This window comes from Stenotrophomonas sp. 2YAF22 (assembly GCF_052114665.1).
Taxonomy (GTDB): Bacteria; Pseudomonadota; Gammaproteobacteria; order Xanthomonadales; family Xanthomonadaceae; genus Stenotrophomonas; species Stenotrophomonas indicatrix.
Genome location: NZ_JBFRFE010000057.1, coordinates 1 through 11,408, shown reverse-complemented (window position 1 = coordinate 11,408; position 11,408 = coordinate 1). Strand labels below are relative to the sequence as shown.

General features: G+C 67.3%; 7 protein-coding genes. 4 read left to right on the top strand and 3 right to left on the bottom strand.

Annotation, left to right across the window (positions count from 1 at the left end; all coding sequences use genetic code 11):
- The 3 genes from AB4Y84_RS04105 to AB4Y84_RS04095 all read right to left on the bottom strand — a co-directional run.
- The coding region (locus tag AB4Y84_RS04105) for a BPSS1780 family membrane protein (protein ID WP_442249802.1) at positions 1-873 on the bottom strand (873 nt) is incomplete at its 3' end.
- Between the two features lie 51 nt (positions 874-924).
- Entirely contained in the window at positions 925-1,671 is a 747-nt protein-coding gene (locus tag AB4Y84_RS04100; RefSeq protein ID WP_025878766.1) for a glutamine amidotransferase, read from the bottom strand.
- A complete protein-coding gene (locus AB4Y84_RS04095; RefSeq protein WP_312111473.1) occupies positions 1,643-3,478 on the bottom strand; it encodes a GspE/PulE family protein in 1,836 nt (611 codons plus the stop codon). The genes AB4Y84_RS04100 and AB4Y84_RS04095 overlap by 29 nt, the downstream gene beginning before the upstream one ends.
- Before the next feature lie 83 nt (positions 3,479-3,561).
- Here AB4Y84_RS04095 and glyQ point away from each other — a divergent pair, with 83 nt between their 5' ends.
- The 4 genes from glyQ to AB4Y84_RS04075 all read left to right on the top strand — a co-directional run.
- Positions 3,562-4,473, top strand: a complete 912-nt coding sequence (glyQ, locus tag AB4Y84_RS04090; RefSeq protein WP_025878768.1) for a glycine--tRNA ligase subunit alpha — start codon at positions 3,562-3,564, stop codon at positions 4,471-4,473.
- An 88-nt stretch (positions 4,474-4,561) separates the two neighbouring features.
- Positions 4,562-6,637: a glycine--tRNA ligase subunit beta gene (gene glyS, locus AB4Y84_RS04085; RefSeq protein ID WP_428703765.1), complete on the top strand. Its 2,076-nt coding sequence runs from the start codon at positions 4,562-4,564 to the stop codon at positions 6,635-6,637.
- 259 nt (positions 6,638-6,896) lie between these two features.
- Positions 6,897-8,693, top strand: coding sequence for an autotransporter assembly complex protein TamA (locus AB4Y84_RS04080; protein WP_081794577.1), 1,797 nt, complete (start codon positions 6,897-6,899; stop codon positions 8,691-8,693).
- The coding region (locus tag AB4Y84_RS04075) for a translocation/assembly module TamB domain-containing protein (RefSeq protein WP_442249801.1) at positions 8,690-11,408 on the top strand (2,719 nt) is incomplete at its 3' end. The genes AB4Y84_RS04080 and AB4Y84_RS04075, both read left to right, overlap by 4 nt.

Below are 11,408 nucleotides of genomic sequence, written 5' to 3'. Positions count from 1 at the left end.
CACCGGCGGTGCGCCGCGGCTGCCGCGATGCACGAACATCTGCTTCCAGGCCGAATAGACCGCGCCGACATACAGCGGCATCAGCACCGTAGTGAACACCAGCTGCGCGATGAAGGCCGCCGCCAGCGGGCCGCCCAGCAGCATGCCGAGCTGGACCACGATCACGAACAGCACATAGACGCAGAACGCGGCGATCAGGCCGAGCACGGTGAACACGGCGGTGGCGCCGATGTTCTCGATGCAGCCCTGCAGGCTCAGGCGCAGCGCGTGCATGCCGCTCTGGCGGTCGAACACCACCAGTGCCGGCTGGGTGAACATCGCCAGGGTCAGCGCCACGGCGGTGCAGAACACCAGCAGCATCCACAGCGCGATGCGCTGCGCGGGCAGGTTGGCGACCAGTTCGGCGGCGGTTTCCGGGCTGATCTGCTGCCCGCTGCGGCCGAGTTCCTGCATCTTGGTCATGGTGTCGCTGAAGGCGGTGAAGCCCTCGCGGCCGATCATCAGGTACAGCAGCGCGCCCAGCAGCAGCACGGCCAGCACCTGGATCGCCAGCGGCACCAGCAGGTGGCTGACACGGCGGTCGCGGATCGGCTGCAGCAGATGGGTGGCCAGGCCGGGACGGCCCTGGTCGATCTCACCCATGGCGTACAGCATGCCGCCGAACATCACCGGTGAAATCACCAGCGTCATCATCTGCAGGGCCAGGCCGGCGGTGCCGGGCAGCATCGTCCCCAGCAGGGTGACCACCCAGTTCACCAGCAGCCAGGTCAGGCCGATCCGGGCCAGCTGCAGCGGCGCACGCCGATACAGCGAGAACGTATCCAGCAACCACTGGGCGCCCGCCGAGGCTGGCAGCTTGCGAATCTCTTTCATGGACATCCGGGGAGGGACAGGAGGGGCCGGGCGGTATGCCCGTGCCGCCGATTATCCCTGTTTTGCCACCGGCTGGGCTGAAGACAGCCGGGCCTGGCGGACAAAGCGCCGCAACAGCTGGCGCGCCAGCGGCGCGGCGCTGACCGCGCGCTCGATGCTGCGCGCGCAACCGCCATGACGGCCGATGCAGTCGGCGCGTGCGCGCACATAGCCACGCATGTGGTGGGTGGCAAATTCCGGATGGAACTGCACGCCCCAGGCCTGGCGGCCCCAGCGGAAGGCATGGCAGCCATCCAGCGGCGAGCGCGCCAGCACGGCGGCACCCTCGGGTACGCGCAGCACGGTCTGCAGATGGGTGGCGTGGGCCGCGAAGTGGCTCGGCAGGCCCTGGAACAACGGGTCCTGCGCGGCCTGCGGGTCCAGTGCCAGTTCAATCGTTCCCGATTCGCGCCCGGCGGGGTTGTAGGCCACTTCGCCGCCCAGCGCGTGGGCCAGCAGCTGGTGGCCGTAGCAGATGCCGAACACCGGCACGTCGTCGTGCGCGGTCTGCCGCAGCCAGGCGGCACTGCGTTCGCTCCATTCGGCGTGGTCGGTGACGAAGGCGGCCGAGCCGGTTACCAGCACGCCAGCGAACTGGCGTGGATCGGGCAGGTCGGCGCCGTGCTCGACGTCGACCACCACGGTCTCGTGTTCTTCCAGGCCGGCGGCTACCCGGATCCAGTGCGGAAAGCGCCCGTAGCGGCGCAACGACGGCACGGGGCGGCCGGTTTCAAGGATCAGGAAGGGCGCTGGATTCATCCGGGGGAGGTAGTACGGACAGGACTTCCTCGATTGTAGTCAGCCCCTGTGCCACCTTTTCAAGCCCGGCCTGGCGCAGGGTTCGCACACCTTCAGCACGCGCGGCACGGTTGAAACCGGCCAGATCCATGTCCGCACGGATCAGCCCGCGCAGGCGCGAGCCCAATGGCAGCAGCTCATACAGGCCGATGCGGCCGAGGAATCCGGTGCGTCGGCACTCCAGGCAACCGACCGGCCGACAGGGCGTGGCGGCATCTGGATATGCAGCTTCGCTATCAGCCAGTACCGCCCAATCGGCCCGGCCGAGGGTGTGCGGCTGCTTGCAGTGCGGGCACAGGGTGCGCACCAGGCGCTGGGCGAGGATGCCGTTGACGGTGGATGACAGCAGGTAATGCGGTACGCCCAGGTCGAGCAGGCGGGTGATGGCCGAGGGCGCGTCGTTGGTGTGCAGGGTGGACAGCACCAGGTGGCCGGTCAGCGAGGCCTGCACCGCCATCTGCGCGGTCTCCAGGTCGCGGATCTCGCCGATCATGATGATGTCCGGGTCCTGCCGCAGCAGGGTGCGCACACCGCTGGCGAAATCCAGGTCGATGTTGGTCTGCACCTGCATCTGGTTGAATTCCGGCGCGATCATCTCGATCGGGTCTTCCACCGTGCATACGTTGACGTCCGGCGTGGCCAGCCGCTTCAGGGTGGAATACAGGGTGGTGGTCTTGCCCGAACCTGTCGGGCCGGTGACCAGCACGATGCCGTGCGGGCGCTCGACCAGGGCGGTCCAGCCGGCCGCTTCCTGCGGGCTGAAGCCGAGCTGGTCGATGCTCTTGAAGGCCGCTTCCGGGTCGAAGATGCGCATCACGCATTTCTCGCCGAAGGCGGTCGGCATGGTCGACAGGCGCATTTCCACTTCACGGCCGCCGGGCGAGCGGGTCTTGATGCGACCATCCTGCGGGCGCCGGCGCTCGGCCAGGTCCATGCGTCCGAGCACCTTGATACGGCTGACCACGGCGGTCATCACCGCCGGTGGCACTTCGAACACCTTGTGCAGCACGCCGTCGATGCGGAAGCGCATGCGGCCCATTTCGCGGCGGGGCTCCAGGTGGATGTCCGAGGCGCGCTGCTCGTAGGCGTACTGCAGCAGCCAGTCGACGATGTGCACGATGTGCTGGTCGTCGGCATTGACGTCGCCGGTGCGGCCCAGTTCGACCAGCTGCTCGAAGCTGGGCAGGGTGGTGCTGGTCTCGCCACGTACGTCGCCACGGGCACCGCGCACCGAGCGGGTGACGCCGAAGAACTCCATGGTGTAGCGGTGCAGGTCCAGCGGATTGACCACCGCCAGTTCGATGCGCAGGCGGGTCAGGTGCTGCAGGTCGCGCAGCCATTCCTGTGCCAGCGGCTCGCTGGTGGCCACCAGCACGCGTTCGCCATCCACCGCCAGCGGCAGGAAGCGATGGCGGCGCGCGTAGGCGTGCGAGGCCACGGCGGTGACCGAGGCGACGTCGACCCGGGTCGGATCGATGCGCAGGTAGCGGCTGCCGGTACGCTGGGCCAGCCACTCGGTGAGGCGTTCCAGATTGAGGTCGCCGCCGTCGCTGGCGGCCAGCTTGAGGTTGGACAGCAGCACCAGTGGATGCACTTCACTGGCATTGCGGGCGCCCTGTGCGGAAAAGCGGATGCGCTCGCGCTCGTGCGCAGCCACCACGCCATCGGCCAGCAGGGCCGCCGCAACCTGTTCGAACTGCAGGCGACCGGGCGGCAACGGTGCCGCGCCAGGCTCGCCGGGCGTGCCCGTGGGCAGCCGATGTTCCATCCACCTGCTCCTTCCGGGTACGGAATGCCCCGCAGGTCGGCCGTTATACTAGCGCACCCCTTTGCCGGCCAAGACTCGTCCGCATGTCCGCGACCCCGACCGTTCCGATCACCTTCCAGGGCCTGATCCAGACCCTGAACCAGTTCTGGGCCCAGCAGGGCTGCGTGCTCATCCAGCCGCTCGACCTGGAGGTGGGCGCCGGTACCTTCCACCCGGCCACCTTCCTGCGTGCGATCGGTCCGGAAACCTGGAACGCGGCCTACGTGCAGCCGTCGCGGCGCCCGACCGATGGCCGCTACGGCGAGAACCCGAACCGCCTGCAGCGCTACTACCAGTACCAGGTGGCGATGAAGCCGGCACCGGACAACATCCAGCAGCTGTACCTGGATTCGCTGAAGGCGGTGGGCATCGATCCGCTGGTGCACGACCTGCGTTTTGTCGAGGACAACTGGGAATCGCCGACCCTGGGCGCCTGGGGCCTGGGCTGGGAAGTCTGGCTCAACGGCATGGAGGTGACCCAGTTCACCTACTTCCAGCAGGCCGGTGGCCTGGAGTGCCGGCCGGTGCTGGGCGAGATCACCTACGGTCTCGAGCGCCTGTGCATGTACCTGCAGAACTGCGACAACGTCTACGACCTGGTCTGGACCTACGGCCCGGATGGGCAGCCGGTGACCTACGGCGACGTCTACCACCAGAACGAGGTGGAGCAGAGCACCTACAACTTCGAATACGCCGACGTGGAAGAAATGTTCCACCGCTTCGATGCCTGCGAGCGCGAAGCGCAGAAGCTGGTGGAAGTGAACCTGCCGCTGCCGGCATACGAACAGGTGATGAAGGCCAGCCATACCTTCAACCTGCTCGATGCGCGCCGTGCGATCAGCGTGACCGAACGCCAGCGCTACATCCTGCGCGTGCGCGCGCTGGCCCAGGCGGTGGCCAAGGCCTACTACGAGCAGCGCGAGAAGCTGGGCTTCCCGGGCGCGAAGAAGGCCTGACGGCCCGTTCTCCCATCACGCGTTTCACCTACTACCCCAGGGGCGCCGGCCGCGTCGCGCGCTGCGCCCCCACCACAGGATCGAACCGATGAGCCACTTGTCTCCCCTGCTGATTGAACTGGGCACCGAAGAGCTGCCGGTCAAAGCACTGCCGGGCCTGGCCCAGGCCTTCTTCGACGGTGTTGTCGACGGCCTGCGCAAGCGCGGCGTGGAACTGGAGCTGGGCGATGCACGCCCGCTGTCGACCCCGCGCCGCCTGGCCGTGCTGCTGCCGGGCGTTGGCCTGGAGCAGCCGGAACAGCACAGCGAAGTGCTGGGCCCGTACCTGAACATCGCGCTGGACGCCGAAGGCCAGCCGACCAAGGCGCTGCAGGGGTTCGCGGCCAAGGCCGGGATCGACTGGACCGCGCTGGAAAAGACCACCGACAACAAGGGTGAGCGCTTCGTGCACCGTGCGGTGACCCCGGGCGCGCGCACCGCTGCGCTGCTGCCGGAGATCCTGCGCGAGGCCATCGCCGGCATGCCCATTCCCAAGCCGATGCGCTGGGGCGACCACAGCTGGGGCTTCGCGCGCCCGGTGCACTGGCTGGTGCTGCTGCACGGCGGTGACGTGGTCGAGGCCGAACTGTTCGGCCTGAAGGCCGACCGGATGAGCCGCGGCCACCGCTTCCTGCACGACAAGACCGTGTGGCTGACCCAGCCGCAGGACTATGTGGAATCGCTGCGCGCCGCCTTCGTGCTGGTTGACCCGGCAGAGCGTCGCCAGCGCATCGTCGCCGAGGTGGAAGCCGCTGCAGCCACCGCCGGTGGCAGCGCACGCATCACCGAGGACAACCTGGAGCAGGTGGTGAACCTGGTCGAGTGGCCGTCGGCGGTGCTGTGCAGCTTCGAGCGCGCGTTCCTGGCGGTGCCGCAGGAAGCGCTGATCGAGACGATGGAGATCAACCAGAAGTTCTTCCCGGTGCTGGATGACGGCGGCAAGCTGACCGAGAAGTTCATCGGCATCGCCAACATCGAGTCCAGGGACGTCGCTGAAGTGGCCAAGGGCTACGAGCGCGTCATCCGTCCGCGCTTCGCCGATGCCAAGTTCTTCTTCGACGAAGACCTGAAGCAGGGCCTGCAGGCAATGGGCGAGGGCCTGAAAACGGTGACCTACCAGGCCAAGCTGGGCAGCGTGGCCGACAAGGTCGCGCGCGTGGTGTCGCTGGCCGAAGTGATTGCGCCGCAGGTCGGCGCCGATCCGCTGCTGGCCAAGCGTGCCGCGCAGCTGGCCAAGAATGACCTGCAGTCGCGCATGGTCAACGAGTTCCCGGAACTGCAGGGCATCGCCGGCCGCCACTACGCGGTGGCCGGTGGCGAGTCGCCGGAGGTGGCGCTGGCCATCGACGAGGCCTACCAGCCGCGCTTCGGTGGTGATGACATCGCGCTGTCGCCGCTGGGCAAGGTGCTGGCGATCGCCGAGCGCGTGGATACCTTGGCCGGCGGTTTCGCTGCGGGCCTGAAGCCGACTGGCAACAAGGACCCGTTCGCCCTGCGCCGCAACGCGCTGGGCCTGGCCCGCACGATCATCGAGAGCGGCTTCGAGCTGGACCTGCGCGCGCTGCTGGCCAGCGCCAACGCCGGGCTGGCCGCGCGCAACGTGCAGGCCGACGTGGCCGAGCTGTACGACTTCATCCTCGACCGCCTGAAGGGCTATTACAGCGACAAGGGCGTGCCGGCCAGCCACTTCAACGCGGTGGCCGAGCTGAAGCCGGCCTCGCTGTACGACTTCGACCGCCGTCTGGACGCGATCGGGATCTTCGCGGCGCTGCCGGAAGCCGAGGCGCTGGCCGCGGCCAACAAGCGCATCCGCAACATCCTGCGTAAGGCCGAAGGCGATATTCCGGGCCAGATCGATGCGGCCCTGCTGCAGGAAGATGCCGAGCGCGCGCTGGCCGAAGCCGTGACTGCCGCCATCGACGATACCGGCGCCAGCCTGCACCAGAAGGACTACGTGGCCGTGCTGGCGCGCCTGGCCCGCCTGCGTCCGCAGGTCGATGCGTTCTTCGACGGGGTGATGGTCAATGCCGAGGATCCGGCACTGCGCGGCAACCGCCTGGCGTTGCTGACGATGCTGGGCGAGCGCTTGGGCAAGGTCGCGGCGATCGAGCACCTGTCGAGCTGAGATGGGGTGCCAGGCAAGCTTGGCACCCACCGGTAGTGCCGGCCGCTGGTCGGCAGCGCCACGATCCCGCAATGAATCAGACCGCATCCACGCATGGCGTGGATCTACTGGGTAGTGCCGGCCGCTGGCCGGCACCGACGCGATGCCGATATTTCCGCATGCGGGCGCGATGATCGCCACAAAGGCGCGTATTTTGACCGCCACTTAACAACCGATCCGGATTGACGTGATGCATTTCGCATCGTCACCTTCGGTCGGTATGCTGTGCCGCATGCAGCCAACGAAATACGCCCTGCCGCTGATGGTCCTCTCGCTTTGCGCCACTTCCGTGGCCCATGCGCGCGGCACCATCGACAAGGTGGACATCAAGGGATTGGACAAGGGCGACGACGCCGCGATCATCGAGAACATCCAGGAATCGCTGTCGTTGTTCGACACGATCGGCAAGGAGCAGGGCGAGTCGCGCCTGGAATACCTGCTGTCACAGGCCGAGCGGCAGACCCGCCAGGCGCTGGAACCGTTCGGGTACTACAACCCGGTGATCAAGGTCGAGGCGCCACGCCAGGACGAGCACGTCACCGTGCTGATCCATGTCGACAAGGGCCAGCCGGTGCTGGTGCGCCGCGAGCACATCGACATCACCGGTCCGGCGATGTACGACCAGTACCTGCAGGACGACCTGGCCGCGTTCAAGCCGCGCAAGGGCCAGCGCTTCGAACACACCCAGTACGAAGCCAGCAAGATCACCGTGACCCGGCGCCTGGCCGAGCGCGGCTACTTCGACGCCGACTACACCCAGCGCCAGGTGCAGATCACCCGCGCGGACAACGCTGCCGACATCGACCTGACCTGGGACAGCGGCCGCCGCTACAACATGGGCCCGGTGACCTTCGAGCAGAACTATTTCGACGACAAGCTGTTCGACCCGCTGGTGTACTGGGACCAGGGCAGCTACTTCCACGAAGGCAAGCTGGACCGCCTGCGCGAGTCGCTGACCAAGCTCGATTACTTCAGCGTGATCGACATCCAGCCGCGTCCGGACCAGGCCGATGAGAACGGCGAGGTGCCGGTTGATGTGAAGCTGACGCGGGCCAAGCGCAGCATCTATTCCTACGGTCTGAGCTACGGCAGCGAAAGTGGCGCCGGTGTGCGCGGTGGCCTTGAACGGCGCTACCTGAACAGCCGCGGCCACAAGATGAACACCCAGCTGGACTATGCGCAGAAGCGCAAGAGCCTGATCACCAGCTACCGCATCCCGGCGTTCAACTGGCTGGATGGTTGGTACACCTTCGCCGCCAGTGCCTATGACGAACAGACCGACTACATCGATCTGCGCAACTTCAAGCTGATCGCCAGCCGCAGCGGCGAGATCAACGAGAACTGGACCGCCATCGCCTCGATCAACGCGCTGCGCGAGCGCTGGCGCTATGCCTCGGGCACCGAGTTCACCGATGCGGTCTACAACACGTCCACGCTGGTCTACCCGCAGATCGTGGCCGACTACGTGAAGGTGGACGACGAGCTGTTCCCGCGCAGCGGCATCAGTGGCACCGCGACGGTGCGTGCCGGCGTCGAAGGCGTCGGTTCGGACACCAGCTTCGTGCAGGCCAATGCCGTGCTGCGCTGGTACATCCCGGTGGGGCCTACCAATCGCCTGATCCTGCGCGGCGAAGGCGGCACCACCTGGACCAGTGACCTGGTGGCGATGCCGCCCAGCCTGCGCTACTTCGCCGGTGGCGACCGCAGCATCCGCGGCTATGCCTACCGTGAGGTCGGCCCGCGTACGCCGAAACCGGACAAGTACGCGCTCGGTGCCAAGCACCTGGTGGTCGGCTCGGCCGAATACGAGCACTACTTCAATGGCGGCCCGTGGGGTGCAGCGGTGTTCGTCGATACCGGCAGTGCTTTCGATACCAACATCGATCTGCATACCGGCGTCGGCTTCGGCGTGCGCTGGAAATCGCCGGTGGGACCGGTGCGGGTGGATATCGCGCATGGCCTGAACAACCCTGATTCGCAGTTCCAGCTGTACCTCAACATCGGAGCGGACCTGTGAGCACGCCCGCACCGACTCCGTCGCCGAACACGCCGCCGCGCCGCGTGCGCTTCTACCGTCGTCGCCGCTTCTGGGCATGGTCCGGCGCGGGCGTGGTCGGCCTGGTGCTGGTCGCCCTGCTGGCCGTTTACTGGCTGCTGCAGACGGTGGCCGGCCGCGATGTGCTGCTGGCGCAGGTGGTGGCGCGCCTGCCGGTGGGTGCCAGCTTCACCTGGGACAAGGTCGATGGTCCGGTGGCCGGACCGCTGACCCTGTACAACGTCGACTTCCGCTACGACGACATCCATTTCCACGCCGAGCGCGCGCACCTGGAGCCGGACCTGCGCCCGCTGCTGGGCCGCAAGCTGCTGCTGGACAAGCTGGAACTGACCAACGCCACGCTCAACCTGGCCAAGAGCGATGAGCCGTTCAAGCTGCCGTCGTGGCCCGATTCGCTGCCGCAGATCGAAATGCCGCTGGCGATCCAGGCCGATGTGATCGCCATCGACAGTTTCCGCATCAGCCAGGCCAACGAGCCGGTGATCGACATCAGCCGCGTGCGCGGTGGCATCGAGATCGCCAATGGCGAGTTCCAGGCGCGCAAGCTGGTGGTGGACAGCGACATGGGCAATTTCACTGCCCAGGGCCGCTACATCCCGGCCAAGGACTACGACACCGACGTCACCGTCACTGCCGTGCTGCCGGCACCGCGCGGACGTACCGCGGCCACGGTCGGCCTGGTCGCGCGCGGTGATCTGGCGCATATGGAAGTGGCGTTGGCCGGTCGCGCACCGAAGCCGCTGCACGCGATGCTGGTGTTCGATGGCCGCACCGATCCGACCTGGAACGCGACTGTACGCAGCGACGAGCTGRACCTGGCGCTGTTGTCGCCGGCATTGGCCAGCTCGGCCATCGCGCCGCTGGCATTGGACTTCACCGCCTCCGGCAAGGGCGGCAACGCCAACCTGCATGGCCGGGTGAAGCAGGGTGAGCAGGAACTGGAGCTGGCGCCCTCGGTGGTTTCGCTGCAGGACCAGGTGCTGAAGGTCTCGCCGCTGGTGGTCAAGGGCCTGGGCGGCGAAGCACGCCTGGAAGGTACCGCCGATTTCAGCCAGGAAGACCAGCAGAAGCTGAACTTCTCGGTGATCGCGCAGGACCTGACCTGGGTGCCGGCACCGGACCCGAACACCGCCGGCAGTTCGCCGGTGCCGGTGACGCTGAAGGAAGCGCGCTTCGGCCTGGCCGGTACCTTGAAGGCCTGGGCGGCGATCGGCCGTGCCGATGTCGAACGCGAAAAGCAGAAGGCGCAGCTGCGCTTCGATGTGCGTGGCAACGATCAGGCCGCTGAGATCCGCGAACTGCAGGCGCAGACGCCGGGCGGCCAGCTGCAGGTGGAAGGCAAGGTGGCGTGGGCACCGCAGTTGGACTGGGATGCCAAGGCCACGCTGAAGGATTTCGATCCGGGCTACTTCGCGCCGGGTTGGGATGGCCGTCTGTCCGGCAATCTCGCGTCCAAGGGACATCAGTTGCCGCCGCCGGCCAACGCGCCGCCGGGCACCGCGGGCACGCTGGAGGCCACGGTGGACCTGCCGTCGCTGAAGGGCACCCTGCGCCAGCGCAACGTGGATGCACAAGGCAAGTTCGCCCTGCAGGGTGAGCAGGGCCAGGGTGAATTGAAACTGGCCGTCGGCAGCAGCCGGGTGACCGCCTCGGGCAAGGTCGGCGACCGCCTGGACATCGATGCGCGCTTCGAGCCGCTGCAGCTGAGCGACCTGCTGCCCGGCGCCGATGGAGGCCTGCGTGGCCAGGTGCAGGTGAAAGGCCCGCGCGATGCACCGGACATCACCGCCGACCTGGTCGGCAACAATCTCAACTGGGACGGTTACGGCGCTGAAAGCCTGAGCATCAAGGGCCGCCTGCCGTGGCGTGGCGACAGTGGCACGCTGGCGATACAGGGCCAGCAGGTCAATGCCGGCATGCTGCTGGAACGCTTGAACATCGATGCGCAGGGCAGTGTCTCCAACCTGCGCCTGGCCGCGCAGACCCGCAACGAACTGGGCGCGATCGAGCTGCAGGGCAGCGTGCGCCAGCAGGGCGAGCAATGGCGTGGCGAACTGGCCACGCTGCGCATCGCGCCGGTGAAGGGCGATGCGTGGGCACTGCGTGCGCCTGCGGCATTCGCCATCAACGGCAGCAATTACACGCTGGGCGAAACCTGCCTGGGTGCTGCGACCGGAGGCGCCCTGTGTGCGCACGCCAACTGGCCGCGCGAAGGGCTGGTTGTGCGCGGCGATGCGTTGCCGCTGGCGCTGGTGCAGCCATGGTTGCCACCGCAGTCCGGCCGGCGCATCTACCTGCGTGGCGAACTCAACATGGACGCGCAGATCCGTCCGCGTGGCAACGCGTGGGAAGGGCATGTGGAAGTGCGCTCGGCCGAAGGCGGCGTACGCCTGGGCGAGAACCGCAACACCAGCGTGGCCGATGCCAATCGTGGCGAACTGGTGCGCTATGACCAGTTCTCGCTGAAGCTGGACATGACCCCGGCCAGCATCAAGGGCTACCTGGGCATGGGTTTCCAGGGCAACGGCTTCGTCGATGCCAAGATGCAGACCGGTTGGGAACCGAGTGCGCCGCTCAACGGCGAGCTCTACCTCAACATGTCGCGCCTGTACTGGCTGGAACTGTTCTCGCCGGACGTGGTGCGCCCGACCGGCCTGATCGAAGGCCACGTGAGCC

Coding starts and splice junctions, on each gene's coding strand:
- AB4Y84_RS04100 (WP_025878766.1), bottom strand. CDS start 1,671: ATGAATCCAGCGCCCTTCCTGATCCTTGAAACCGGCCGCCCCGTGCCG.
- AB4Y84_RS04095 (WP_312111473.1), bottom strand. CDS start 3,478: ATGGAACATCGGCTGCCCACGGGCACGCCCGGCGAGCCTGGCGCGGCA.
- glyQ (WP_025878768.1), top strand. CDS start 3,562: ATGTCCGCGACCCCGACCGTTCCGATCACCTTCCAGGGCCTGATCCAG.
- glyS (WP_428703765.1), top strand. CDS start 4,562: ATGAGCCACTTGTCTCCCCTGCTGATTGAACTGGGCACCGAAGAGCTG.
- AB4Y84_RS04080 (WP_081794577.1), top strand. CDS start 6,897: ATGCTGTGCCGCATGCAGCCAACGAAATACGCCCTGCCGCTGATGGTC.